Here is a 24,660-nt window from a genome sequence, read left to right on the forward strand (position 1 = left end):
CGGCTCAGTGCCCTTCGCCGCCCCCGAGATAGGCGGCGATGAGTTTTGGATCGTGGATCAAGGTATCTGCCTTGCCCTGCTGGACGATCTCGCCGGTCTCCAGCACATAGCCGTAATCGGCGGTCTCGAGCGCGGCGCGGGCATTCTGTTCGACCAGCAACACCGAGACGCCGAGCTCGCGCAGGGAGGAGATCGTCCTGAAGATCTCACGCACGATCAGCGGCGCCAGGCCCAGGCTCGGCTCGTCGAGGATGAGCAGCTTTGGCTTGGCCATCAGGGCGCGGCCCAGCGCCAGCATCTGGCGCTCCCCGCCCGACAGCGTGCCGGCCTTTTGACGCCGGCGCTCCTGCAGCCGCGGGAAGCGCTGGTAGACTTGCTGCAGGGCCGCATCGACGCCGGAGCGGTCCTTCAGGCTGTACGACCCGAGGATGAGGTTGTCGGCGACGGACATGTCGGCGAACAGCTCGCGCTTTTCCGGCACGAGACAGATGCCACGCTCGACGCGCTCCTCGACGTCGAGCCCGGTGAGGCTGGAGCCCTCGAATGTCACCTCTCCTGCCAATGGCAGAAGCCCCATGGTCGCCAGCATCATCGTCGTCTTGCCGGCTCCGTTCGGCCCGATCACCGAGACGATCTGGCCCGCATCGACATCCAACGAGACGCCGCGCACGGCCTCCACCTTGTCGTAGGAAACGCTGACGTTGCGGAGCGATAGCAGCGCCATCAGACCGTGCTCCCCAGATAGGCTTCCTGCACGCGGGCATCGTTGCGGATCGCGGCCGGATCGCCCTCGCAGAGCTTGGTGCCGAAATCCATGACGACGATGCGGTCGACGAGGTTCATGACGAATTCCATGTCGTGCTCGACCAGCAGGATGGTGACATGCTCGCGGCGCAGATTGGCGAGAAGCTCGGCGAGCTTCTGCTTTTCGTTGCGGCGCAGGCCAGCTGCCGGCTCGTCGAGGACGAGCAACAGCGGATCGGCGGCCAACGCGCGAGCAATCTCCAGCAGGCGCTGGTTGCCGAGCGGAAGGTTGCCGGCGAGTTCGAAAGGATTGTCGCCGAGACCGATGCGTTCCAGTTGCCGCATCGCCTCGGCGCGGGCGCTCGCCTCCTCCTGCCGCTCCAGCCGGAAGGCGCCGGAGATGAGACCGGCCTTGGTTCGCGAATAGGTACCGAGCAGGACGTTGTCGAGCAGCGTCATGCGCGGGCGCAGCTTCACATGCTGGAAGGTGCGGGCGATGCCGGCACGCGCGATCTTCGCTTGCGAGAGCCGCTCGATGTTGCGGCCGGCGAAGACGATCTTGCCGCTGTTGCAGGCGAGCGCACCCGTCAGCAGGTTGAACATCGTGCTCTTGCCGGCGCCATTGGGGCCGATCAGCCCCAGAATCTCGCCGGCGCGGACCTCGAACGAGACCTTGTTGACGGCGATCAGCCCGCCGAAGCGTCGCTCGGCGCCTTCGACCTGCAGCAGCACCTCGCCCGGCGCCGGCTGCCTGCGCAGCGCCAGGGGCGGCGCAGGCTCCGGGCGCTCCGGTTCCGGCTGCGGCAGGAACCGCGAGAGAAACGGCACGATGCCCTGACGCGCGCGCTGCAGGAACAGGATGAAGATGCTGGCGAAGACGACGATCTCGAGCTGGCCCGAGGCGCCCTTGGCGATCATCGGCAAATAGTCCTGCACCGCGTTCTTCAGGAAGATGATGACCGCCGCGCCGACGATGCCGCCGAGCAGGCTGGTCGCACCGCCGATCATCGCCATCATCAGGTACTCGATGCCGGCCAGCGGCTCGAATGGTGTCGGGCTGATGAAGCGGCTGAGATGGGCGTAGAGCCAGCCCGACAGCGCCGCGAGGAAGGCGGCGATGACGAAAGCGGTGAGATTGACCCAATAGGCGCTGACGCCGAGGCTTTCGACCAGCGTCTTGCCGCCGCGCATGGTGCGCATGGCCCGGCCGAGGCGCGAGTTCAGCAGGTTGTGCAGCAGGATCAGCACGACCACCACGAACGCCCAGATAAGGTAGTAGATCTGCCAGCCCTCGCTCAACGCATAGGAGCCGATCGAGATCGGCGGGATGTTGGACAAGCCGTTAAAGCCACCGAGCCCGTCGATATTGCCGAACAGGAAGCCGATCGACAGCCCCCAGGCGATGGTGCTGAGCGAAAGGAAATGCCCTTGCAGGCGCAGTGTCGCCAATCCGAGCACGGCCGCGACGGTGCAGGTGAGCACGATCGCCAGGATCAGGCCGAGCCAGGGCGACTGGCCGTTGATCGCCGAGACCCAGGCCGTGGCATAGGCCGCGATGCCGATGAAGGCGGCCTGCCCGAAGGAGATGATGCCGACGATGCCGGTGAGCAGGACGAGGCCGATGGCGACGAGCGAGTAGATGCCGACATAGTTCAGCAGCGTGATCGAGAACGGGCTGAGCAGGAAAGGCGCCGCGGCGAGCGCCAGCACGGCCACGATCTTCACGGTGGCAAGCTGGGCGCGAGTCATTCCTCGACCTCTTCTTCGATATGCGGCGACACGATCGAGCGCCAGATCAGGATCGGGATGAGCAGGGAGAAGACGATGACCTCCTTCAGCGCGCTGCTCTCGAAGGAGGCGAAGCTTTCCAGCACGCCGACGAAGATGGCGCCGATAGCGGTGCCGGGATAACTGGCCAGCCCGCCGATGATCGCGCCGACGAAGGCCTTGAGACCGAGCAGGAAGCCTGAATCGTAGAAGATGGTGTTGACCGGTGCGACCAGGATGCCGGAGACGCCCGCCATCAGCGAGCCGACGAGATAGGCGATGGTGCCCGACCTTGCCGGGCGGATGCCCATCAGCCGCGCACCGGTGCGGTTCACGGCCGTGGCGCGCAGGGCCTTGCCGGTCAGGGTGAAGCCGAAGAACAGGTAGAGCAGCCCGCTGAATACGATCGAGGCGATCACGATCAGCAGCGTCTGGCCGTTGACGTGGACGCCGAACACCGTGAAGGCGGAATCCGTCAGCGGCTGGGTGCGCACCCCCTCCGGCCCGAAGAAGAGCAGGCCGAGCCCGACCAGCGCGAAGTGCAGCGCCATCGAGACGATCAGCAAGAGGAGCACGCTCGCATCCGCGATCGGCCGGAAGACGATCCGGTCGAGCAGCGGCGAGATCGGCATGACGAGCAGCAGCGCCAGCACGATGCGGACCGGCATGGACGGCGCCAGCGGCAGGGCCAACCGCACGAACAGGACGATCAGCACCGGCAAGAGCAGATAAAAGGCCAGCGCCTTCGGGATCTGACGCACCCGCCCGCTCCGGCCCAGCGACCAGCACTCGGCCAGCGAGGCCAGCACGGCAAGCACCAGGACGAGACCGACCGTTCCCGGGAGATGCCCGGTTTCGAGAGCCGCCAGGGTCAGCGCCGTGAAGGCCGCGATGTCACCGAAGGGGATGAACATCACGCGGGTGACCGTGAAGATCAGCACCGTCCCGACCGCCACCAGGACATAGATGGCGCCGGTCGCTATTCCGTCGATGGCGAGAATCGCCGCGATATCGCTCGTCATGCCGATGGTTCTCTATCTTCGCCTGGCCGCGCCTCAGGGTGCGTAGGTCCAGGCCCCGTTCTTCAGCTGAACCATCACGAGGCTGCGCTCATCGACACCGTGGGACGTGCCGGGCTTGAAATTGTAGACGGCATGGACGCCCGGGACTTCCTTGGTCGAGAGCAGGGCGTTGCGCAGCTCCGTGCGAAACTCGGGCGAACCCGGCTGGGCGGATTTGAGCGCGCGCGGCACCGCGTCGAGCATCACGAGCCAGGCGTCGAACGAGTAGCCCGAGAAGCCGTCGGTCGACGGGACCGCGTTGGCTTTCAGGAACGCTTCCCGGAAGGAGGCCGAGAGAGCCTTTGAGAAATGGCCGTCCGGGAGCTGATCGGCGACGATGACCGGACCGGTCGAGACCAGGATGCCTTCAGCCGCCTTGCCGCCGACGCGCACGAAATCCGGATTGACCAGGGCCGTCGTGCCGTAGGTCTTGCCCTTGTAGCCGCGCTCGGCCAGCGCCAGCAGCGGCAGCGCGCCCTGCGTCGCCGAGCCGCCAATAAGGACGCCGTCCGGACGGGCGGCGACGACCTTGAGGATCTGGCCCGTGACGGAGGTGTCGGTGCGGGCATAGCGCTCATTGGTGGCGACCTCGATGTCACCGCGGCTTTCGGCAGCCTTGGCACCATTGTAGACGAGATCACCCCAGGCGTCCGAGAAGCCGATATAGCCGACCTTCTTGACGCCGTCGCGCTTCATGCGGTCGGCCACCACCTTGACCAGCAGCGGCGCCGGCTGCGGGATCGCGATCGCCCATTGATTGTTCGGGTCGGCCGTCGGCTGGATCGGCGAGACGGCGATGAAGGGCACCTTCAGCTCGCTGGCGACGGCCGCCATCGCGATGGTCGAGGGCGCGGTCGCGGTCCCGATCAGAATGTCGACCTTCTCCTCCTCCGCGAGCTTGCGTGCGTTGCGGGTGGCGGCGGACGGATCGGAGGCGTCGTCGAGCTGGATCAGCTTGATCTTCTGGCCCGCGACTTCGCTGCGATAGGCGAAGGCCGCGGCGATGCCGCGTCCATAGGGAATGCCGATCGAGGAACCCGCCCCGCTCAGCGAAGTGACGAACCCGACAGTGATGTCGGCGCGGGCGACGGACGTCATCGCTGCGAGGGCAGCGAACGAAATACAGGCCTTGCCAAAGCGTGACATCTTATTTCCCCTCACCTGGTTGACATCAGTTATCGAAGATCAATAGCAGTATTGAACGCACCTATCATCGAAGATCATGTGTTTCCGGAATGCATCTCTCATGCCGAAGACTGACCCCATCATTGATCGCAACTTCATCGACGTCGACCATGGCCGCATGCACGCCGCGACGTGCGGCACGGGCTTTCCCGTCCTGCTGCTGCACCAGACCCCACGGTCCTGGGACGAGTATCGCGACGTCCTGCCACTGATCGGCAGACACCGGCGCGCCATCGCGATCGATACGCCGGGCTTCGGCGATTCCAAGCCGCTGCCGGGCGTGCCGACGATCGAGGACTGGGCGGCGGCTGCCCTGGAGCTCCTGAGCGCCCTGGCTGTCGAGCGTTTCGCGGTCGTCGGCCATCACACCGGTGCCGCGATCGCAGTCGAGATCGCCGCTCGCGCGCCGGATCGCGTCGCGGCGGCCGTGCTCTCGGCCTGCCCCTTCGTCGACGCGGCCCGCCGAGAGCGCCATGCGAACCAGCGCGTCATCGACGACGTGACCGAGCGCACCGACGGCAGCCATCTCGCCGAGCTCTGGAACCGCCGCCGTCCGTTCTATCCTGAAAACGACACCGAACTGCTGCGCCGCTTCATGGCCGACGCCTTGCGCAGCGGGCCGATGGCGGTGGAAGGCCACCGCGTCGTCAATCGCTACCGCATGGAAGATCGGCTCGGCCTGATCGCCTGCCCCACATTGGTGCTTGTACCCGAGAATGACCCGAATGCCCGATCCGGCGATGCGGTCGCCGCCGCGATCCGCGCCAGCGTGATGCGCAGCATCCCCGGTGCGCAGGTGCCCTTCCCCGACCAGATGCCGGCGATCTTCGCCGAGCAGGTCGATGACTTCCTGCGCGACCATGGCTGCTGATCCCGGAAACGGGACATCTTCCGCAGACAAAGTGAGACTCGCCACGATCGTCTTCTCCGTTCCCCTTCGGCTCGCCTCGCCTCGGAGAGAGCGGCGGGGAGCAATTATTTAATGTCCTAACTATTTTTCGAAAATCCGTCAACAGTGACGGCGGCATCATCTCGAGGCGCTGAATGCGGAATGTTGACGCAAAATGAGCACTGAAGCAGTAAATCACTAAAGTCTGCGCCGATTTCGTCCGCCCATTCGCGTCAGCCACGCCGCCTGGACAAGGCAAACCACGCTTGACCGCAAAATTCTTCGTGCTTTAATTAAATGGGCACAGGCTATGGCGCCCGCACTCCGATGGATCTCGCGGCCCATGAAGATCTTCTGGCAAAGCTTCGTCGATGCGAGCCTCAACGGGCCCTATCTCAGCAAGCTGTCCTCCTATCTGAACGAGATTGCGGCGGCGGGCACAAGCGTCCAAGTCGCCGGGCTGACGCCGCCCGACCGGGATTTCGGCCGGCTCAGCGAATTGCGCTGTGCCGTCACGGCGATCGACAATGGGCTGAAAGCCGAAGATGACGGCTTCGACGCCTATGTCATGGGCCATTTCCAGGACCCCGGACTCTACGAGTTGCGCTCGGCCCTTCAGATCCCTGTCGTCGGCACCGGCGAGGCGACATTGCTGGCGGCCTCCCAGCTCGGCCGTCGCCTTGGGCTGGTGACGATCGACAAGGTGTTTTCGACCTATCACTACGAGCAGGCCGATCGCTACGGCCTCGGCAGCCGCATCGGCGGCATCGTGGGGCTTGGCTGCAAGCCGGAGGATTTCTCGGAGGCCTTCGCCGGCAACGAGAGCGCAAGACTCAGCATGCTCGCCGATTTCACCGTCTGCGCCCAACCTCTGATCGAGGCGGGCTGCGACGTGCTGGTGCCGGCCGGCGTCCTGCCCGGCTTGCTGCTCTGCTCCGAGCACAATCTCAGAGTCGCCCACGCGCCGGTGGTGAATTGCGCAGCCGTGGCGCTGAAATCGGCCGAGATGTGGGTCCAGCTCCAGCGTCTTAACGGTACGCAGCCGAGTAGAGGCCCGAGCTTCGCGCTCGCCAGCCGCCGCGCGCGTGACGATTTCAGCCGCCTTGCCCGACATGGCGGCGCCTCCATCACAACAGCATCGAGCGGGGACCGCCCATGACCATCGTTCCGGACAAGATCCTCTTCGAGGCCGAGATGACTGCGACCGGCGGCCGCGAAGGCACGGCGAGCAGCCCCGACGGCGCTTTCGCCCTGTCGCTGTCGCTGCCGAAGGCGCTCGGCGGGCCGGGGGGCGAAGGAACCAATCCGGAGCAGCTCTTCGCAGCCGGCTATGCCGCCTGCTTCCTGGGCGCGGTCAAGCTCGTCGCCCGCACCAGCAAGGTGCCGCTGACGGACGATGCCAGCGTCACCGCCCGGGTCGGCATGGGCCCAGTCGCCACCGGATATGCGCTCGCGGTCGAGCTCAAGGTCTCCCTGCCCGGCCTCGAGCGGACTCTGGCGCAGGAGATCGTCGAAGGCGCGCATCAGCGCTGCCCCTATTCCAACGCGACGCGCGGCAATGTCCCTGTCGTGCTGACGGTCGTCTGAGATGAGCGACGCGGCGAGGCTGCGCCGCCCCTATGACGGCGTGGTCGTCGCGGCGCCGGTGACCGTCCCCTATGAGCGCTACTCGATCGAGAGCGCGCAATGGTGGATCGGCCGGGCGCTGAAGGCACTGGTCGAGACCTCGGGTCTGGACAAGCGCGCGATCGACGGGCTGGTGATCTCGAGCTTCACGCTGCAGCCCGACTCCGCGGTCGCGCTGACCCAGCATTTCGGGCTGAGCACGCGCTGGCTCGACACGATCCCGCTCGGCGGCGTCAGCGGCATCGCCGGCCTGCGCAAGGCGGCCCGCGCCGTCCAGGCCGGCGATGCCGATGTCGTCGCCTGCATCGCCGGCGACACCAACCAGGTCGACACCTTCCGCCGGACGCTGGAGAATTTCTCGCGCTTCGCCCAGGATGCCGCCTATCCCTATGGCGCAGGCGGCGCCAATGCCAGCTTCGCCCTGATCGCCCGGCACTACATGACGCGCTTCGGTGCGACGCGCGAGGATTTCGGCCGGATCGCCGTCTCGCAACGAGCGAATGCGCTGCGCAATCCGCATGCGCTGATGAAGGCTCCGCTGACGCTGGAGCAGTACATGGCGGCGCGGCCGATCTCCGACCCGATCCATCTGTTCGACTGCGTGATGCCCTGCGCCGGCGCCGAAGCCTTCCTGGTCATGCGCGAGGACATCGCCACCTCGCTGACCCTGCCGGCAGCGCGGATCGCCGGCACGATCGAGCGCCACAACGCCTTCGCCGACGACGTCGTCCAGACCCGCGGCGGCTGGGCGATGGATGTCGGCGATCTCTACGGCATGGCCGGCACGGAGCCGGACGATATCGACGTCGTGCTCACCTATGACGATTATCCCTTCGTGGTGATGATGCAGTTCGAGGATCTCGGCTTCTGCGCCAAGGGCGATGGACCGCGCTTCGTGCGCGAGCACGATTTCACCATCGACGGCGACTTCCCGCACAACACCTCGGGCGGCCAGCTCTCGGTCGGACAGGCCGGCGCCGGTGGCGGCTATCTCGGCTTGACCGAGGCGCTGCGGCAGGTTCTCGGTACGGCCGGACCGACCCAGGTCGAGGGCGCGCGCACGGCGCTGGCCTCCGGCTTCGGCATGATCAACTATGACCGCGGACTGTCGTCCGGCGCCGCGATCCTGATGGGACCATCGGCATGACCGAGCCGCTCTCGCCCCCGCGCAAGCGCAGTCCGCTCAACCGGACGCGGCTTCCCTCGTCGCCACCGGCCGCGCGCAGCCGGACATCGCACGGGCTGACGCGCGCCGCGGCGGAAGGCCGCTTCGCCCTGCAGAAATGCGCCCATTGCGGCACGTTCTGCTACCCGGCCCGCGATATCTGCCCGCAATGCCTGGCGACGGATTTACCCTTCGTCGACGCCCCGAACGGCGGCAAGCTCGTCTCGGAGACGACGGTGCGCGTGCCGGCGGATGTCTATTTCCGCGAGCGCGCGCCCTGGCGCATCGGCCTGGTCGAGCTGGACTGCGGCCCGATCCTGGTCTGCCATCTCCACGGCGATTGCGTCGAAGGCGAGCGGGTGCGTCTCTCCCTCCAACTGGACAAGGGCGGACAGGCCGTCGCCTTCGCCAAGCCGCAAGAGGAGACCCCGGCGATGCAGGACGACCGGCAATGGCGGGAACTCACCGCCGATCCGAAATTTCGCCGCATCCTGGTGACGAACGGGCGTTCCGCCGTCGGGCTCGCGGCCGTCGATGCCCTGGTGAAGGCCGGGGCGCGCATCGTCCATGTCGGCGTGCCGGATAACTGGAAGCCCTTTCCCGAGGAAGAGCGGCTGCGCGCCCTGCCCGGCGTCAAGCTCGTGCCGCTCGATCTCGGCGACGAGCGCTCGGTCCGCGACCTCGCCGCCGACATCGGCGGCAAGACCGACATCCTCGTCAACACTGCCGAGTTCGTGCGGCCGGGCGGGTTGACCGACCGCCAGGGCACCAGCTTTTTCCAGATGGAGCTGGCCGAGACCTATATGGGTCTCGTGCATCTCGCGCAGAGCTTCGGCCCGTCCATGCGCATGCGCGGTGCCGACGGCATCGACAGCGCCGCCGCCTGGGTCAACGTGCTCTCCGTCTATGCGCTGGCGAACTGGACACCCTTCGGCGCCCATGCCGCTGCGCAGGCCGGATGCCTTTCGCTGTCGCACTGCCTGCGCGCCGAACTGCGCAGCGGCGGGGTCAAGGTGATGAACGTCTTCACCGGGCCGATCGACGGCGACTGGTTCCAGACCCTGCCGCCGCCGAAAGTCCCGCCCCGCGCCGTCGCAGAGGCGATCGTCGCCGGGCTGCGCAACGGGCTGGAAGAGGTGTTCGTCGGCGACGTGGCGCAGGACGTCCGCCGCCGCCTCGAGGCCAATCCGAAGGCGCTCGAACGCGAACTGGGCTGATCGCCCTTCCCCTCACGACAGGAGCCTCGCCATGGCCGATTTCGACCTCACGACCTTCGCCTCCGCGCTGGCCGACGGCTCGGTGAAAGTGATCGACCTCACCTTCACGCTCAGCCCGGATTTCCCGGTGATCGTGCTGCCGCCCGAGTTCGGCCAGGCCTCGCCGCTCCGGATCGAGCAGATCTCGCGCTACGACGCCGCCGGCCCGGCCTGGTACTGGAACAACATCACGCTGAGCGAGCACACCGGCACGCATTTCGACGCGCCGATCCACTGGTTCACCGGCAAGGACCTGCCCAACAACGCAGTCGACACCCTCCCCGTGCGCGACCTGATCGCGCCGGCCTGCGTCATCGACTGCTCGGCGCAGGCCGCGGCCGATCCGGACTTCCTCCTCGGCATCGCCGATGTCGAGGCCTGGGAGGAGCGCCACGGCCGCATTCCCGAGCGCAACTGGGTGCTGCTGCGCACCGACTGGTCGAAGCGCCAGGGGCGTGACTATGCCAATCTCGGCGAGGGCGGGCCGCATACGCCGGGACCGGACTCGGCGGTCATGCGCTGGCTGGTCGAGGAGCGCGGCATCATCGGCTTCGGCACCGAGACGATCGGCACCGATGCCGGCCAGGCCGCCCATCTCGACCCGCCCTATCCCGCGCATCATTTCCTTCATGGCGGCGGACGCTACGGGCTGCAATGCCTGCGCGATCTCGATCTTTTGCCGCCGACTGGAGCGATCATCATCGCGACGCCGCTCAAGATCGTGAACGGCTCGGGCAGCCCGGTGCGCGTGCTGGCGCTCGTCGGCGCCAACGCCTGAACCAGCACCCCAGCCGCGCCTCAATGCTTGCGCAGCCCGGCCTTGAGAGTGCGCAGGTCGATGGCCGTGCCCTCGCTCACCGCTTGCGCCGCGAGTTGCTTGATCTCGCCGCGTGCCAGCTTCTTCGTCGCCGAGAGCGGCAGCTCCGAGACGAAGGCCACATAGCCAGGCAGCTTGTGATAGGCGATCAGGGCCGCGCTCTCCCGCGCGATCCGCTCGGCGAAAGCGGCCTTGTCCGTCGTATCGTCGGGATCGGTGACGATGAAGGCGAAGACCTCCTCGCCGCGCAGCTCGTCCGGCACCGGCGTCACGGCGGTGGCGCGCACGCCCTCTTGGCGTTGCAAAACCGACTCGACCTCGAGGACGGCGATGTTCTCACCGCTGCGGCGCACGATGCTCTTCTTCCGGTCGAAGAAGTAGAGCAGCCCGTCCTCGCCGGCCTGGACGAAGTCGCCGGTATGGAACCAGCCGCCCTGCCAGGCCTCCTCGGTCGCTGCGGCGTCGTCGAGGTAGCCGCTGAAGAAGCCGGCGCGCGGATCCACCCCGGCCGCCCGGACGAGAAGCTCACCCGCCTGCCCGGCCGCGACCTCGCCGCCCTGCTCGTCGACGATCCGATACGCCATGCTCGCGGCCGGCTCGCCGATGCAGCGCGCGCCGAAGCCGGGGGGGACCTTCGCCGTCGTGGTCGCGGCGGCGCCACCAGTCTCAGTCATCGCCCAGGCATCGACGATGCGGATGCCGAAGCGGTCCTCGAAGGCGGCGCGGTGGCGCACGTCGACGCCGGGCGCGAAGGCGAAGCGCACCTTATGCCGGCGCTCGTCCGGACTCGGCGGCAATTGCAGCAGGATCGCCGGAATGACTCCCAGGCAATGGATGACGGTCGCGCCGCTATCGGCGACGCTCGCCCACCAGCGGCTGGCATGGAAGCGGTCGAGCGGTACGACGGCCCCGCCCTGCACCATCATACCGACCGCGCTGCAGCCCAGCGCGTTCATGTGGAACATCGGCAAGGGCGTGAGATTGACCTCGCCCTCAGGCTGGAGCGCGGCGATGCCGCCCTGGCCGTGATACCATTGCGCGACCTGCAGGAAGTAGCGGTTCGACAAGATGCACCCCTTGGGCTTGCCGGTGCTGCCCGAGGTGAAGAGCAGCGCGCATTCGGCCGCAAGATCGCCGGCCTGTGCCGTCACCGCCTTGCGGCAATCGGGGACGGGCGCGCCGAGCTCGATCGGCCGGAACCGGGCGAATTCGGGCGCACGGGCGAGCGGCGCGATGCGGTCTCCCGTCCCGACGGCAAGATCGACATCGGCAAGGGTGAGCTGGAAGGCGAGTTCGTCCGGGCGCAGATCCGGATTGATCGGCACGATCGCAACGCCGAGCGCATTGAGCGCGAGCCAGTGCACGAAGAACTCCGGCCGGCTATCGAGCAGCAGCGCGACGCGGGCGCCACGGCCATAGCCGGCGCGGGCGTAAGCGACCCTCGCCGCTTCGACCTGCATTCCGACCGCGCCGTAGCCGAGACGGAAACCCTCGCGCGCATAAGGCAATTGGGCGCTCGCGGGCGCGACGAGGAAAGGCGCATCCGGTGATCGGAGAGCGGCGCTCTGGAAGGCCTCATGCGGTGACGAGAAGCGGCCAAGAACGTCCATGAAGCTTTCTCCGTACTGGAAGCCCCTCTTCTATAAAGCCATCTTGCCTCACGTGCGATAGTCGCTTGCCAAATTACTTCAAGCATGAACTAAATTTATGACGAACCGCCGGCTCCGGCAGCCGCCAAATCGCCTTCGCGAAAGATGGGAGAACCGCATGGGCAGTCTCGATCGCAGCCGCCTGGAACCGATCGATGCGGTGAAGCGGTTTCCCCCGGCGGAACGCGTGCTGCCGATCCTTCTGCAGCGCCAGGCCGAGCGCTATGGCGATCGCCGCCTCCTCGTCTTCGGCGACACGATCTGGACCTTCGCCGACACCGCAAGGATCGCCGCAGCCTCGGCGCGAACTCTGGCCGATGCCGGCCTGCGCCATGGCGACCGCGTCGCGATCCTGTGCTCGAACCGGCCGGAATTCCTGCAAATCTATCTCGGCTGCGCCTGGCTCGGCATCATCACCGTGCCGATCAACTTGGCACTGCGCGGCGGCCAGCTCGAACATGTGCTGCGCAATGCGGGTCCCTCCCTTCTCGTCGTCGAGGACGCTTCCATCCCGGCGCTCGGCACGATCGACGCAAAGCTGCTGCCCGAAAAGGTCTGGATCGTCGGCAGCGAAGCGCCGTCGGACGCGCCCGCCCACTGGGCGCGGCTACCGGCACTAGGCGAAGGCATCGCGCCCGGAGCGGTGAAGCCCGGCGACACCGTCGCGATCCTCTACACCTCCGGCACGACCGGACCTGCCAAGGGCGTCTGCTGCCCGCAGGCGCAGATGTTCTGGTGGGGCGTCTATTCGGCCCGCGCGCTCGACATCCGCGAAGGCGAGACCCTGCTGACGACGCTGCCGCTGTTCCATACCAACGCGCTCAACGCCTTCTACCAGGCGATCATCAACGGCTGCACCTATGTGCTCGAGCCGAAGTTCTCGGCCTCGCGCTTCTGGGATTCGATCCGGCACCACGAGGCGAATGTCGGCTATCTGCTGGGCGCCATGGCGGCGATCCTGCTGGCACAGCCGGAGCGGCCGCAGGACAGCGAGCACAAGCTGCGCGTCGCGCTCGGCGGCGGCGTGCCGGCCCGCTTCCACGATGTCTTCCTGAAGCGGTTCAACGTGCCGCTGCTCGACGGCTACGGCTCCACCGAGACGAATTTCGCCTTCGCCAGCCCGATCCCCTCCGACCATCCCGGCAGCCTTGGCTATCTGGCCGATGGCATCGAAGCGCGCATCGTCGACGAGAACGACGCGCCCGTCGCCGACGGTGTCTCGGGCGAATTGCTGCTGCGCCCGACCGAGGCTTATTCCTTCGCCACGGGCTACTACAACATGGCCGAGAAGACGGTCGAAGCCTGGCGCAATCTCTGGTTTCACTCAGGTGATCGCGTCGTGCGCGAGCCCGGCGGCCATTACCGCTTCATCGACCGCATCAAGGACACGATCCGGCGGCGTGGCGAAAACGTCTCCTCCTGGGAGGTCGAGCAGATCCTGCTCGCACATCCCGCGATCGGCGCCTGCGCCGTCTATCCCCTGCCCTCCGAACTCGGCGAGGACGAGGTCGCGGCAGCGATCCAGTTCGAGCCGGGCGCAGCGCTGACGCCGGAAGAGGTCCTGCGCCATTGCGAGGACAGGCTCGCTTACTTCGCGTTGCCGCGCTTCCTGACCTTCGTCGAGGCGATGCCGCTGACCGAGAACGGCAAGATCAGCAAGCCGACGCTGCGCCAGAGCGGCCTGCATCCAAACACCTGGGACCGCGAGAAGTCAGGCTATCAGGTGAAGCGCTGAGCGGAGAGTGACGACTGCCCTGCCCCCTCAACCCGCCGAGCGCATCGGCTGCTCAGCAGCGCCGCAGCGTTGGCGGTAGGCTTCGAAGGCAGCGCGCAGATCGTCGGGGACCGGAATGGCCTTGTGATCGACCAGCGACGTGACGACCGTGACGAAATTCCCCCGCGCGCATTCGACCCCACCCTTGAAGGCGTGCAGCGTCAACGTCACGGAACTGCGGCCGAGCGCCTCGATCGCGACGGCGACCTCCAGCGTCTCGCCCATGCGGGCCGGCATCGCGAAATCGGCCGAGGCGTGGGCATAGCCAAGGCCGGTACGACGCGTGCCGATCAGATCGTAATAGGAGATGCCGAGCGCCTGCCCGTACCACTCTTCGAGGATGGTATTGAACAGATGGAAATATTGCGGCGTATAGACGATGCCGGCCGGGTCGCAATGGCCGAAATGGATCGCAAGGGTTTGGCGCCAGACAGCTGGCGAGAGATCCTCCAACCGCAGGGGAACGAACCGCGACATGAGCCCTCGCATTTAGTTAAGGCACTAATTAATTCATAGACAGCACCATCGGAGCTGTCGAGCATCAAACGCGCTTCCGGCAAAAAGATTGGTTCCACTGCGCATGTTTTTGCGCGATATCAGCGAAGACGGATATGAGGCCTACCGATCGGCCCAAGCTCAAAAGGATTATGCATTGAGCATCCAAGAGGATCTGGACGATCTCCGCCTCGGCGAGCGGTCCGGCGGCGATCAGGATCACCGGGGCGAGGTGCGCCTCTGGCTGCGGCTGCTCGCTTGCTCGACCCTGATCGAAGCCGAATTGCGCCGGCAATTCAGGGAGAACTTCAACTTCACCTTGCCACGCTTCGACATCCTGGCGCAGCTCGACCGCGAGCCCGGTGGCCTTGTGCAGGGCGAACTATCCAAGAGGCTGATGGTATCGCAGGCCAATGTCACGCCGATCATCGAGCGCCTGATCGCCGACGGCTTCGTCACCCGCAGCCCCTCCAATCTGGATCGGCGCATCCAGATCATCTGCCTGACGATCGAAGGCCGGCAGAAATTCCGCCGCATGGCCAAAAAGCACAACGCCTGGCTGGCGGATGCGATGGCTGGCTTCCCCGAGGAGGAAATCGAGGAGATCGGCAAGAAGCTTGCGTTGCTCAAGCGCACATTGATCGCCAACAGGAGCGAGCCGCAGCGTTAGGACATTCCCCCACGAGATCGCCGCCCGCGCTCTATGGCCATCACGCCTCAAAGGCGTGCTCCAGCGTCATGAGCGCACCTGCCAATGCCTCGCCCTGCTCGTCGGCCAATGCAGCGGTACGCAGGCGGCGCAGCCAGCCGGCGCTGTCGGGCTTGCCGACGAGGCCTGGCGCCGCAGCCAGAACACGGTCGAACTTCGACTCGCCGCGCGCATGGGTGTCGGAATAGCCCTTGACCAGCCGCCGGCAGCCCAGAACCTCAACGGCGAGCGGATAATCCTGCGCGACGATCCGCGTCGCCAGGGTCAGCCACCCCTCGATATGAGCCGTCTCGCGCGCGTGGCGCAGCAGCTTTCGGCGCGCGGGGCGCAGCGCCGCGACGAGATTGAGCGAGAGGAACCAGCCGACATGACCCGTCTTGACGCGGCGACCGCGATTGACCGCGCGGTCCAGCAGGCGGACCAGGCCGGGCCTGCCTTCGAGCCAAAGACCAAGCCCTTTCGGCATGGTGCCGATGACCTCCTCCATGCGCGGATGCATGAACTCGGTCATGTAGAGCAATTGGTCGTCTCGCTTGCCGATCTCCTTGTCGATGCGCTCGAAACGTGACGCCCGCGTCTTCAGATCGGCGACGCGGATGACATCGTCATAGGCCATTGCGACGGCAAGATATTTTGCGGCGGCGGCGGTGAAGGCATGGCCTGCCGCCTCCCCACCATGACGGTGGTCGAGCGCCAGCAGATCCCGCATCCGATCGAGATATTCGCCGGCATAGGCGACGTCCTGATAATCCGTCAGGCGCTTGACGCCGGCGAACAGCATCGGCCGCACGGTCTGCGGAAACTCGCCGTGAATGCGCGCCAGCAATCCGTCGAGCTGCGGCACGCCGACACGCGTCGGGACAGGCGGCGGGACTTCCGCGTCGGGCACAGGAGCGGTCTCGGCCGGACGCGAGGCCCGCTCGAAGCCGGCTCCGAAGGCGCGCAGGCTTGGCTCGACACCCTTGCCGCCCTCGCGGATGGCGGCTTCGAAGGTCTCGCGCGGGAACGGCAGCACGCCGGACCCGGCCAATGCGCCGAACATCACGGCCGAGATTACGCTGCCGTTCCGCTCCGCCAGCGCCTGCATGTCGAACTGAATCGCGCGGCGCGCGGCGAAATCGGAGGCCTCGTAGACCGGCTCGGAGGATGCGATGCCGTCGCCAGGCTTTTCCTTCTCGCTCACGGCCAGGCTGCGATGAGTCGAGGCGATCAGCGTCGTCCGGTCAGGCGTGACGAGGCCCCGCAGCATGGCGCGGCCGGCTTCCATGAATTCGGCGGCAGCCACGACGTCGACATCGCCCGGCGTCGGCATCAGCGAGAGAACGGGATGACGCCCGTCGCGCGGCGGCAGCATTTCGACATAGTAGATCGTCGCACCGGTCCGCTGGGCCACGCCTGGCACGGACGTCGATTGCGCGATCCAGCCGGCGTGTTCGGCTGCGGCAACGATCCAGTCGGTCAGGACACCGCCGCCCTGGCCGCCCATGGCGAGCACGGCGATCGACAGGGGGCGGTCGAAGGCTGGCAACCCGGCAGGGCCTACGGGCATCACGGCATTCACGAGAACACCACGCGGCGCGCGTCGCGGCGGCGCTGGAGATAGCCGATCACGGCGCCGCGCAGCCGCGCCATCCAGCGATCGAGCCGCGTCGGGTTGTAGATGACGTCGGCGCGATAAAAGGACGGGCAGAGCACGGCGGCTTCCGCCACCTCGCCGCAATTGCCGCAGCCGACACAGTTGTTGTCGATCGCTGCGACGGGATCGTCGCGTAGCGGGTCGTCGAGATGCTTGACCGAGAGCGAGGGGCAGCCGGAGAGGCGGATGCAGGCATGGTCGCCAGTGCAGATATCCTCGTCCACGCCGAAGCGCTGCTTGACCGAGCGCTTGCCGTCCTTGACCGCCTTGTTGAACAGCGGCTTCACACGACGCTGCTTGTTCAACATGCATTCGGATGAGGCGATGATGATCTTCGGCCCCTCCTCCTTCGAGGTCAGCGCCGCCTTCAGCGTGTCGCGCATCTTGGCCACGTCGTAGGTGCGGTCGATCTCGCGCACCCATTTGGCGCCGATGCCGCGCACCGCCCTGGCGATCGGATTGTTGGTCGAGCGACGGTCGTTGTCGGCGCGCGAGGACATGATGTCCTGCCCGCCGGTCGCCGACGAATAGTAGTTGTCGACGACCATGATGACCTGGTTCTGCTTGTTGAAGACGGCGTTGCCGACGCCCGACGACAGGCCGTTATGCCAGAAGCCGCCATCGCCCATGATCGAGATCGGCTTCTTTCCAGCCTCGACATTGAAGGCCGAGGCAGAAGCGGGCCCCAGCCCATAGCCCATCGTCGTGCCCCCGAGATTGAAAGGCGGCAGGATCGAGAAGAGATGGCAGCCGATATCGGCCGAGATCTGGTGCGGACCCAGTTCCTTCTCGACGAGCTTCATCGCCGCGAAGATAGGCCGCTCGGGACAGCCAATGCAGAAGCCGGCCGGGCGCGGCGGCACGATCTCGACCAGTTGCTTGACAGGCTCGGCCGAGACGATGTTGTCGGCACTCGGCAGCGGCGGGCGGTTGCCGAGCAGATGCGGGGCGTTCTGGTCGAGAAATGCGCCAATGCCCTTGCTCAGCACGGCTGCGGTATAGTCGCCTCCGAGCGGCAGCACATCCTTGCCTGCGAGCTTGGCCGCGATGCCGCGGCGGCGCAGGACCGTGCCGATCGCCTGCTCGATATATTCCGGGTGCCCTTCCTCCACGGCCAGCACGGCGCGCTTGTCACGGCAGAAATCGGCGACCTCGTCATCCGCCAGCGGATAGGTGACGTTGAGGACGTAGAGCGGGATCTTGCTGTCGCCATAGGCGTCGGCCAGGCCGAGATATTGCAGCCCGCGCATCACGGAATTGTACATTCCGCCCTGCATGACGATGCCGATTTCGCCGGCATCGGGGCCGAAGAACTCATTGAGCCTGCGGCGCTTGATGAAATCGACCGCCGCCGGCCAACGCTGTTCCAGCTTCTGCCGATCCTGCAGCATCGAGGCCGGCGGCAGCACGATGCGGTTGAGATCGCGCTGCGGATTCTCCAGCGCTTCGCGGATGGTGAAGGCGGGCTTGCGGTTGTCCTTGGCGACGAACTGGCCGTGGACATGGCAGGCGCGGATGCGGACCTGCAGCATGACCGGCGTGTTGGTGGCTTCGGAGAGCTCGAAACCATCCTCGACCGATTTGACGATCGATTCGAGATTAGGACGGGGGTCGAGCAGCCAGAGCTGCGACTTCATCGCGAAAGCGTGGCTGCGCTCCTGAGGGATCGACGAGCCTTCGCCGTAATCCTCGCCGAGAATGATCAGCGCGCCGCCGGTCACGCCGCCCGAGGCCAGGTTGGTCAAGGCATCGCTGGCGACATTGGTGCCGGCCGTCGACTTCCAGGTCACGGCCCCGCGCAGCGGATACATCACCGAGGCCGAGAGCGAAGCGGCGGCGGCCGCTTCCGAGGCCGAGGATTCGAAATGGACACCGAGCTCGTCGAGCACGTCCTTGGCGTCGGCCAGCACATCCATCAGATGGGAGATGGGCGAGCCCTGATAGCCGCCGACATAGGAAACGCCGGATTGCAGCAGCGCCTTGGTAATGGCGAGGATGCCCTCGCCACGAAAGATCTCGCCCTCGCCGAGGCGCAGATCCTCGACCTCGCGCGCAAATGAGCGTTCCGCCATCGATCCCTCCACGCCGAGCCGACGGCGGAACCGCTCGATGCACGCCCCTTCCCCTCGGGGCGCTCGAGCCGAACCGCGCGGTCTTCAGGCTCTTCCGTCAATTACTTTATGCCTTAACTAATTCACGTCAAGCCTGCCGCAGGGCGAGACCCCCGCTCCGGCCATGCTCGCCTCCAAGGCAAAATATTGATATTCCTCACGATATCCGTTTTGCGCATATTTTCGCAAGAATTACATTTCATCGAAAAACTTGACAGTGATTGTTCAGGCACGGATTGTCCCATCGCGCACGGCCACGTCACGCAAACCGCAGGGTCGCAAGTATCCTGCGATCGGACGAGGCCATGCCGCGCAGATGCAGATGGCGTGCCGCGAATGGCGACGCTCCAAACGATCACCATCAGCAACAGGGGAATCACGATGCGTTACCGGATCTGCGCCGCCGCGACGGCCATCTCGCTCGTACTCGCTGCAACGTCCGCACGGGCGGAGATCGTGGTCGGCTTCGTCACCGGCCTGAGCGGGCCGATCTCGTCGATCGGCATCCCCAACGCCAAGGGCATCGCTGCGGGCGCAGCCCATAAGAGCGAGGTCGGCGGCGAAACGATCCGCATCATCCAGCTCGACGACGCCTCCGACCCGACGGCCGCGGTGCGCAATACCCGCAAGCTCGTCGAGCAAGAGAAGGTCGATTTCCTGATCGGCACCTCGGGCGCCCCCCAGACTGTGGCGATGGCGACCGTCGCCACCGAGCTCAACGTGCCGATGATCGCGATCTCGCCGATCGCGGAGCCGGCGAAGGGCGATGGCGGCCCCTGGGTCGTGCAGATCCCGCACCCACAGCTGCTGCTGGCGCAAGGCGTCGTCGCGGACATGAAGAAGCGCAACGTCAAGACGATCGGCTTCATCGGCTTCAGCGACGCGCTTGGCGACCTGATGTACAATTCGCTGACCGCGGCAGCGCAGGAAGCCGGCATCAAGGTCGTCAACAACGAGCGCTATGCCCGCACCGACACCTCGGTGATGCCGCAGGTGCTGAAGACGATCGCAGCCCGCCCCGACGCGATCATGGTCGGCGGCACCGCCACGCCGGGCGCCCTCCCCGTGCTGGCGCTGAGCGAGCGCGGCTACAAGGGTCCGATCTACGGCAATAACGGCATGATCAGCACGGATTTCCTGCGCGTTGCCGGCAAGGCGGCGGATGGCCTGATCTGCCCGACCGGGCCGGTCGCCGTCGCCGAGCAGCTGCCGGACGACAATCCGATCAAGGCCGTCGCGCTGGCCTATCGAGACGCTTACGAGAAGGCGAACGGCAGCAAGCCGACGGACGGTTTCTCGGCTTATGCTTTCGACGGCTGGGTCGTGTTCACCGATGCCGCCAGGCGGGCATTGGAGAGTGGCGCCAAGCCCGGCACGCCCGCCTTCAAGGAGGCGCTGCGCCAGGCGCTGATGTCGAGCAAGGAGGTCGTCGGGACCCACGCCGTCTATAACTTCACGCCGCAGAGCAGCTTCGGCGTCGACGACCGCTCGCGCGTTCTGGTGAAGATCGAGCAGGGCGGCTGGAAGCTCCTGCCCTGACATCCTAGACAGCCGCGCCGGCCTATTTGGCCGGCGCGTTCTGCATGTAGGCCTCGACCAAGGTCGACGTCCTGCGGTAATGCGCGGCCAGCAACGCGACCGCTTCATCGCTGCGGCGCGCCAGTGTCGCCTCCATGATCTCTCGGTGCTCCAGCGCCACGTCGCGGCTGGCGGCGGGATTCTGGCCTGCCAGCGTCGGCAGGCGGTAGCGTTGCGTTTCGACATAGAGCTGGTCGGCAATGTCGATCAGGCGGCGCGACCGACAGCGGACAATCAGGGCGCGGTGGAAATCCTGGTGCCGCGTCTCGAGCGCGATCAGCTCGTCATCGCCAATTCCGCCTGCGGCCGCCTTGCGGCGAACCTGCAGATCGAGCGCATGGAAGGCGGCGACGATGCCGGCCTCCCAATCGTCATCGCCATGGGCGATCGAACGACGCAGCGCCTCGCACTCGATCAGGATGCGCGTCTCGGTCGCGTCCCACATCTCCTCGATCGAAACCGGCGCGACCGAAAAGCCGCGCAGCGGTGCCGTCGCGACCAGACGCTCCGTCTGGAGCCGGTTCAGCGCCTCGCGCAGCGGTGAGAAACTCAGGCCGTAGCGCTGCTTGAGCAGCTCCAGCCGCAAGGGCTGGCTCGGCGCGAAGACGCCGGCGACGATATCCTGGCGCAGGCGCCGATAGGCAGCCTCTGCCAAGGTCGCGGCCCCGCCCTGGGAATCCAGGATCTCGTCATTCGCCGGCTGTGCCCCGCTTCGCCCCACACGCACCCGGTATCTCCTCATTCGTCTAGTCCCTCAGGCTCTACACCAGCAGAGGATCTAACGCAAAAATATCTTTCTTTCGAAAATATGACATGCCATATAAACCCCATCGTGACCTGAACGGAGGCTCGCATGTCCATTTCCCGAGAGAACCACCGCGAGGACGTCGCTGGTCGTGCGAACGTCGAAGACACACCTGAGCTGCTGGCCTATTACGATCAGCTCGAACGTCTCGAAGCCGGCGCGCTCTGGACCGTCGCCAACAAGATCGAGCCCTGGCAGCCGAAATCGAAATCCGAGCCGGTGCTGTGGCGCTATCGCGATCTGCGCGAGCACGTGCTGCGCTCGATCGAGCTGGTCACGCCGGAAAAGGCCGGGCGGCGGGTGATCTATCTCAACAATCCGGGCCGTCGCGACGTCTCGGCGGCCGTGGGCTGGCTCTATTCCGGCCTTCAGGTGATGAATCCGGGCGAAGTCGCCTCGGCTCACGCGCATTCAGCCTCGGCGTTGCGCTTCATCATGGAAGGCTCCGGCGCCTACACGATCGTCGACGGCCACAAGATGACCCTGGGCGCCAACGACTTCGTGCTGACGCCGAACGGCACGTGGCACGAGCACGGCGTCGCCGCGGACGGCTCGCCTTGCCTTTGGCAGGACGGGCTGGACATCCCGCTCGTGAACACCCTCGAGGCCAATTTCTACGCTGTCCATGAGGATCTTCAGCAGGCCGTCGGCTACCCCGTCGACGACGCCACGGGGACCTGGGGCAATCCGGGCCTGCGCCCCTACGGCACGCAATGGGACAAGCCCTATTCGCCGTTGCTCAAATACGAATGGGCGCCGACCTACGAGGCGCTGCAGCGCTACGCCAAGGTCACGGACGGCTCCGCCTTCGACGGCATCCTGATGAACTACGTCAATCCGGTGACCGGCGGGCCGGTGATGCAGACGATCGGCGCATCGATGCAGCTGTTGCGCCCCGGCGAGCGTACGAAGGCCCATCGCCACACCGGCAGCTTCATCTACCAGGCGGCCAAGGGCAAAGGCTACTCGATCATCAACGGCAAGCGCTTCGATTGGCAGGAGCGCGACATCTTCTGCGTACCCTCCTGGGCCTGGCACGAGCACGCCAACGCCTCCGACCGGGATGACGCCGTCCTGTTCTGCTTCAACGACATGCCGGTGATGAACGCGCTTGGCCTCTATCGCGAGGAGGCCTTCGGCGAAAACGGCGGACAACAGCCCCTGGCGGCCTGAGGACCTTCAACCATGCGTTTCGTGACCTATCGCAGCGTCGTCGACGCTGCGGCCCGCCTCGGCGTGATCGAGGGTGATCTCGTCGTCGATGTCGAGCAGCTCGGTGCCAAGGCCGGACTGGGCTTCCCTTCCACCATGCTCGCATTCATCGAGCTCGGGCCGGCCGCCCTGGCCGCCCTGCGCCAGGCGCTCGACGATCAACGCGGGCGCTGGCCGGTGGGTGCGGCGTTGCCGCTCGGCAATGTCAAGCTGCTGGCGCCGATCCCGCGCCCGCGCAAGAACATCTTCGGCATCGGCCTGAACTATGTCGAGCATGTTGCGGAATCGGCCCGCACACTCGACACCTCCAAGGACCTGCCCAAGCAGCCGGTGATCTTCTCGAAGCCGCCGACCTCCGTCATCGGGCCGGGCGACGCGATCGAGCACAACCGGGCGATCACCCAGCAGCTCGACTGGGAGGTCGAGCTCGCAGTCGTCATGGGCCGGACCGCCCGGCGCGTCTCCGAGGCCGACGCCCTCGCCCATGTCTTCGGCTACAGCGTGCTGATCGACGTCAGCGCGCGCGACAACCGCCGCGCCGGACAGTGGATCTATTCGAAGGGACAGGACACCTACGCGCCCTTCGGGCCCTGCATCGTCACCGCCGACGAGATCGGCGATCCGCATGCCCTCGACCTGTGGCTGACCGTGAACGGGCAGATCAAGCAGAAGTCGAACACGCGGCACATGCTCTTCAAGATCCCGACGCTGATCGCCGACATCAGCGCCGCGATGACGCTGGAAGCCGGCGACATCATCGCCTCGGGCACACCGGACGGCGTCGGGGCCGGCAGGACACCGCAGGAATGGCTCTGGCCGGGCGACATCGTGGAAGCCGGCGTCGACGGCATCGGCACGATCCGCCACCCAGTCGTCGCGGTCTGACGGGTCGAGACGGTTGATCCTATTCCAACAAAACAACAGGGGACGGACTAGATGACAAGGATATCCCTATCGCACCCGGCCATCGCCGCAGCCTTTCTCGCCGCGACCCTGGCCACGCCGGCCGGCGCCCAGGGCGGCCCGGCGACGCCGACCACGATCGGCTTCATCACCACGCTCTCTACCCCGGCAGGCTACATCGGAGAGGACATCCGCGACGGCTTCCAGCTTGCCTTGAAGGACGGCACGCTCGGCGGCGTGCCGGTCAAGCTAGAGATCGAGGACGACAGCCTGAAGCCGGCCAATGCCAAGCAGGCGGCCGATCGCATGGTACAGTCCGGCATCAAGCTCTTCACCGGAGTCAACTTCTCGAACGTGCTGGCGGCAGTCGTGCCTGGCGTCCTCGAAGCGGGCGGCTTCTATGTCAGCCTCAATCCCGGGCCGTCGGTCTTCGCCGGCGAGAAGTGCAACCGCAACTATTTCGTCGCGTCCTACCAGAACGATGCCTTCCACGAGGCGGCAGGCCTGTCCGCCAATCGGCTGGGCTACCAGCGTGTCGTCCTGCTCGCACCGGCCTATCAGGCGGGGCGTGACGCGCTCGAAGGGTTCAAGCGAACCTTCAAGGGCGAGATCATCGGCGAAATCTACACGAAGCTCGACCAGACCGACTTCTCGGTCGAACTTGCGCGCGTGCGTTCGCTGCAGCCCCACGCGATCTACCAGTTCCATCCCGGCGGAGCCGGCATCAACTTCGCCAAGCAATATGCCAATTCCGGCCTGTCGAAATCCGTGCCGATGCTGATCCCGAGCTTCTCGATGGATGCGCGCATGATCGGCGCCACCGGCGAGGCCGCAGACGGCATCTATGCTTCCGCGGTCTGGACCACGGAACTCGACAATCCTGCGTCGAAGGCCTTCGTCGAAGCCTTCCGCAAGGCCTATTCGCGCACCCCGACGATGTACGCCCAGCAAGCCTACGATACCGCCAACCTCATCGGCAGCGCGCTCAAGGCGGTCAACGGCGACATCGGCAAACAGGCGGAGTTCCGCGACGCCCTGCGAAGGGCGCAGTTCACGGCGGTACGGGGCAAGTTCTCGCTCGGGCCGAACCAGCACCCGATCCAGGACTACTACCTGACGAAGTTCGCGAAGAACGCCTCCGGCGAGATCGTGCAGACGATCATCAGGAAAGTCGCCGAGGACTACGGCGACGCCTACGCCGCGCGCTGCAAGATCGACTGACGTCCCGCGCCGCCGGCGTTCGAACGGCGGCGTTCTCAATCCATAAAAGGGCGGTCC

The 24,660-nt window shown here is 66.2% G+C and carries 21 protein-coding genes; 12 read left to right on the forward strand and 9 right to left on the reverse strand.

The annotated features are described in order from the left end of the window. Positions 1 to 4: 4 nt before the first annotated feature. Genes BMZ21_RS02845 through BMZ21_RS02860 form a run of 4 tightly spaced genes read right to left on the reverse strand, consistent with a single transcriptional unit; the run spans position 5 to position 4,718 of the window. Complete coding sequence (locus BMZ21_RS02845) at positions 5 to 724, reverse strand: ABC transporter ATP-binding protein (RefSeq protein WP_425285395.1); 720 nt, start codon at positions 722 to 724, stop codon at positions 5 to 7. Beyond that, on the reverse strand, positions 724 to 2,493 hold the full coding sequence (locus tag BMZ21_RS02850) for a branched-chain amino acid ABC transporter ATP-binding protein/permease (protein WP_091829554.1): 1,770 nt from the start codon (positions 2,491 to 2,493) through the stop codon (positions 724 to 726). The genes BMZ21_RS02845 and BMZ21_RS02850 overlap by 1 nt, the downstream gene beginning before the upstream one ends. Next, entirely contained in the window at positions 2,490 to 3,533 is a 1,044-nt protein-coding gene (locus BMZ21_RS02855) for a branched-chain amino acid ABC transporter permease (protein WP_091829556.1), read from the reverse strand. The genes BMZ21_RS02850 and BMZ21_RS02855 overlap by 4 nt, the downstream gene beginning before the upstream one ends. Positions 3,534 to 3,566: 33 nt before the next feature. Further along, positions 3,567 to 4,718, reverse strand: a complete 1,152-nt coding sequence (locus tag BMZ21_RS02860; protein ID WP_167561505.1) for an ABC transporter substrate-binding protein — start codon at positions 4,716 to 4,718, stop codon at positions 3,567 to 3,569. 100 nt (positions 4,719 to 4,818) lie between these two features. Here BMZ21_RS02860 and BMZ21_RS02865 point away from each other — a divergent pair, with 100 nt between their 5' ends. From BMZ21_RS02865 to BMZ21_RS02890, 6 genes are all read left to right on the forward strand, one after another. Then, a complete protein-coding gene (locus tag BMZ21_RS02865) occupies positions 4,819 to 5,628 on the forward strand; it encodes an alpha/beta fold hydrolase (RefSeq protein WP_091829558.1) in 810 nt (269 codons plus the stop codon). A 361-nt stretch (positions 5,629 to 5,989) separates the two neighbouring features. Then, complete coding sequence (locus BMZ21_RS02870) at positions 5,990 to 6,805, forward strand: aspartate/glutamate racemase family protein (protein WP_091829560.1); 816 nt, start codon at positions 5,990 to 5,992, stop codon at positions 6,803 to 6,805. A gap of 2 nt (positions 6,806 to 6,807) precedes the next feature. Further along, positions 6,808 to 7,233 (forward strand): organic hydroperoxide resistance protein, encoded by a 426-nt coding sequence (locus BMZ21_RS02875; RefSeq protein WP_208862222.1) that lies wholly within the window; start codon positions 6,808 to 6,810, stop codon positions 7,231 to 7,233. Between the two features lies 1 nt (position 7,234). Beyond that, entirely contained in the window at positions 7,235 to 8,419 is a 1,185-nt protein-coding gene (locus BMZ21_RS02880) for a thiolase family protein (protein WP_091829564.1), read from the forward strand. Then, positions 8,416 to 9,654: an SDR family NAD(P)-dependent oxidoreductase gene (locus BMZ21_RS02885; protein WP_091829566.1), complete on the forward strand. Its 1,239-nt coding sequence runs from the start codon at positions 8,416 to 8,418 to the stop codon at positions 9,652 to 9,654. Before BMZ21_RS02880 ends, BMZ21_RS02885 begins: the two co-directional genes overlap by 4 nt. Positions 9,655 to 9,685: 31 nt before the next feature. Beyond that, positions 9,686 to 10,471, forward strand: a complete 786-nt coding sequence (locus BMZ21_RS02890) for a cyclase family protein (RefSeq protein ID WP_091829568.1) — start codon at positions 9,686 to 9,688, stop codon at positions 10,469 to 10,471. Between the two features lie 20 nt (positions 10,472 to 10,491). On the opposite strand, the gene BMZ21_RS02895 is transcribed toward BMZ21_RS02890, so the two are convergent. Continuing rightward, positions 10,492 to 12,120: an AMP-binding protein gene (locus BMZ21_RS02895; protein ID WP_091829570.1), complete on the reverse strand. Its 1,629-nt coding sequence runs from the start codon at positions 12,118 to 12,120 to the stop codon at positions 10,492 to 10,494. 157 nt (positions 12,121 to 12,277) lie between these two features. Here BMZ21_RS02895 and BMZ21_RS02900 point away from each other — a divergent pair, with 157 nt between their 5' ends. Next, positions 12,278 to 13,894: an ATP-dependent acyl-CoA ligase gene (locus tag BMZ21_RS02900; protein WP_091829572.1), complete on the forward strand. Its 1,617-nt coding sequence runs from the start codon at positions 12,278 to 12,280 to the stop codon at positions 13,892 to 13,894. Positions 13,895 to 13,921: 27 nt separating this feature from the next. Here the strand turns inward: BMZ21_RS02900 and BMZ21_RS02905 are convergent, their stop codons facing one another. Further along, complete coding sequence (locus BMZ21_RS02905) at positions 13,922 to 14,410, reverse strand: acyl-CoA thioesterase (protein WP_091829574.1); 489 nt, start codon at positions 14,408 to 14,410, stop codon at positions 13,922 to 13,924. An 88-nt stretch (positions 14,411 to 14,498) separates the two neighbouring features. On the opposite strand from BMZ21_RS02905, the gene BMZ21_RS02910 reads away from it, so the two are divergent. Beyond that, positions 14,499 to 15,098, forward strand: a complete 600-nt coding sequence (locus tag BMZ21_RS02910) for a MarR family winged helix-turn-helix transcriptional regulator (protein ID WP_244543668.1) — start codon at positions 14,499 to 14,501, stop codon at positions 15,096 to 15,098. A 40-nt stretch (positions 15,099 to 15,138) separates the two neighbouring features. On the opposite strand, the gene BMZ21_RS02915 is transcribed toward BMZ21_RS02910, so the two are convergent. Together BMZ21_RS02915 and BMZ21_RS02920 are read right to left on the reverse strand one after the other, a co-directional pair. Further along, a complete protein-coding gene (locus BMZ21_RS02915) occupies positions 15,139 to 16,686 on the reverse strand; it encodes an indolepyruvate oxidoreductase subunit beta family protein (RefSeq protein WP_091829579.1) in 1,548 nt (515 codons plus the stop codon). A gap of 8 nt (positions 16,687 to 16,694) precedes the next feature. After that, complete coding sequence (locus tag BMZ21_RS02920; protein ID WP_091829581.1) at positions 16,695 to 18,845, reverse strand: indolepyruvate ferredoxin oxidoreductase subunit alpha; 2,151 nt, start codon at positions 18,843 to 18,845, stop codon at positions 16,695 to 16,697. Positions 18,846 to 19,265: 420 nt separating this feature from the next. Between BMZ21_RS02920 and BMZ21_RS02925 the strand changes: the two genes are divergently transcribed. Continuing rightward, complete coding sequence (locus tag BMZ21_RS02925; protein ID WP_091830530.1) at positions 19,266 to 20,423, forward strand: ABC transporter substrate-binding protein; 1,158 nt, start codon at positions 19,266 to 19,268, stop codon at positions 20,421 to 20,423. A 22-nt stretch (positions 20,424 to 20,445) separates the two neighbouring features. Here BMZ21_RS02925 and BMZ21_RS02930 read toward each other — a convergent pair whose 3' ends face one another. Next, positions 20,446 to 21,189: a GntR family transcriptional regulator gene (locus tag BMZ21_RS02930; RefSeq protein ID WP_244543669.1), complete on the reverse strand. Its 744-nt coding sequence runs from the start codon at positions 21,187 to 21,189 to the stop codon at positions 20,446 to 20,448. Between the two features lie 126 nt (positions 21,190 to 21,315). Here BMZ21_RS02930 and BMZ21_RS02935 point away from each other — a divergent pair, with 126 nt between their 5' ends. Genes BMZ21_RS02935 through BMZ21_RS02945 form a run of 3 tightly spaced genes read left to right on the forward strand, consistent with a single transcriptional unit; the run spans position 21,316 to position 24,603 of the window. Further along, positions 21,316 to 22,440 carry a cupin domain-containing protein gene (locus BMZ21_RS02935; protein WP_091829586.1) on the forward strand — a complete coding sequence of 375 codons (1,125 nt, stop codon included), beginning with the start codon at positions 21,316 to 21,318 and terminating at the stop codon, positions 22,438 to 22,440. A gap of 12 nt (positions 22,441 to 22,452) precedes the next feature. Next, positions 22,453 to 23,364 carry a fumarylacetoacetate hydrolase family protein gene (locus BMZ21_RS02940; protein ID WP_091829587.1) on the forward strand — a complete coding sequence of 304 codons (912 nt, stop codon included), beginning with the start codon at positions 22,453 to 22,455 and terminating at the stop codon, positions 23,362 to 23,364. A gap of 51 nt (positions 23,365 to 23,415) precedes the next feature. Further along, positions 23,416 to 24,603 (forward strand): ABC transporter substrate-binding protein, encoded by a 1,188-nt coding sequence (locus BMZ21_RS02945; protein ID WP_091829589.1) that lies wholly within the window; start codon positions 23,416 to 23,418, stop codon positions 24,601 to 24,603. Positions 24,604 to 24,660 lie beyond the last annotated feature (57 nt).

The organism is Allobosea lupini (genome assembly GCF_900109525.1).
GTDB classification, from domain to species: domain Bacteria; phylum Pseudomonadota; class Alphaproteobacteria; order Rhizobiales; family Beijerinckiaceae; genus Allobosea; species Allobosea lupini.

Excerpts from the sequence above, each read along its gene's own strand:
- BMZ21_RS02845 (WP_425285395.1), bottom strand. The coding sequence starts at position 724 with ATGGCGCTGCTATCGCTCCGCAACGTCAGCGTTTCCTACGACAAGGTG.
- BMZ21_RS02850 (WP_091829554.1), bottom strand. The coding sequence starts at position 2,493 with ATGACTCGCGCCCAGCTTGCCACCGTGAAGATCGTGGCCGTGCTGGCG.
- BMZ21_RS02855 (WP_091829556.1), bottom strand. The coding sequence starts at position 3,533 with ATGACGAGCGATATCGCGGCGATTCTCGCCATCGACGGAATAGCGACC.
- BMZ21_RS02860 (WP_167561505.1), bottom strand. The coding sequence starts at position 4,718 with ATGTCACGCTTTGGCAAGGCCTGTATTTCGTTCGCTGCCCTCGCAGCG.
- BMZ21_RS02865 (WP_091829558.1), top strand. The coding sequence starts at position 4,819 with ATGCCGAAGACTGACCCCATCATTGATCGCAACTTCATCGACGTCGAC.
- BMZ21_RS02870 (WP_091829560.1), top strand. The coding sequence starts at position 5,990 with ATGAAGATCTTCTGGCAAAGCTTCGTCGATGCGAGCCTCAACGGGCCC.
- BMZ21_RS02880 (WP_091829564.1), top strand. The coding sequence starts at position 7,235 with ATGAGCGACGCGGCGAGGCTGCGCCGCCCCTATGACGGCGTGGTCGTC.
- BMZ21_RS02885 (WP_091829566.1), top strand. The coding sequence starts at position 8,416 with ATGACCGAGCCGCTCTCGCCCCCGCGCAAGCGCAGTCCGCTCAACCGG.
- BMZ21_RS02890 (WP_091829568.1), top strand. The coding sequence starts at position 9,686 with ATGGCCGATTTCGACCTCACGACCTTCGCCTCCGCGCTGGCCGACGGC.
- BMZ21_RS02895 (WP_091829570.1), bottom strand. The coding sequence starts at position 12,120 with ATGGACGTTCTTGGCCGCTTCTCGTCACCGCATGAGGCCTTCCAGAGC.
- BMZ21_RS02900 (WP_091829572.1), top strand. The coding sequence starts at position 12,278 with ATGGGCAGTCTCGATCGCAGCCGCCTGGAACCGATCGATGCGGTGAAG.
- BMZ21_RS02905 (WP_091829574.1), bottom strand. The coding sequence starts at position 14,410 with ATGTCGCGGTTCGTTCCCCTGCGGTTGGAGGATCTCTCGCCAGCTGTC.
- BMZ21_RS02915 (WP_091829579.1), bottom strand. The coding sequence starts at position 16,686 with ATGCCCGTAGGCCCTGCCGGGTTGCCAGCCTTCGACCGCCCCCTGTCG.
- BMZ21_RS02920 (WP_091829581.1), bottom strand. The coding sequence starts at position 18,845 with ATGGCGGAACGCTCATTTGCGCGCGAGGTCGAGGATCTGCGCCTCGGC.
- BMZ21_RS02925 (WP_091830530.1), top strand. The coding sequence starts at position 19,266 with ATGCGTTACCGGATCTGCGCCGCCGCGACGGCCATCTCGCTCGTACTC.
- BMZ21_RS02935 (WP_091829586.1), top strand. The coding sequence starts at position 21,316 with ATGTCCATTTCCCGAGAGAACCACCGCGAGGACGTCGCTGGTCGTGCG.
- BMZ21_RS02940 (WP_091829587.1), top strand. The coding sequence starts at position 22,453 with ATGCGTTTCGTGACCTATCGCAGCGTCGTCGACGCTGCGGCCCGCCTC.
- BMZ21_RS02945 (WP_091829589.1), top strand. The coding sequence starts at position 23,416 with ATGACAAGGATATCCCTATCGCACCCGGCCATCGCCGCAGCCTTTCTC.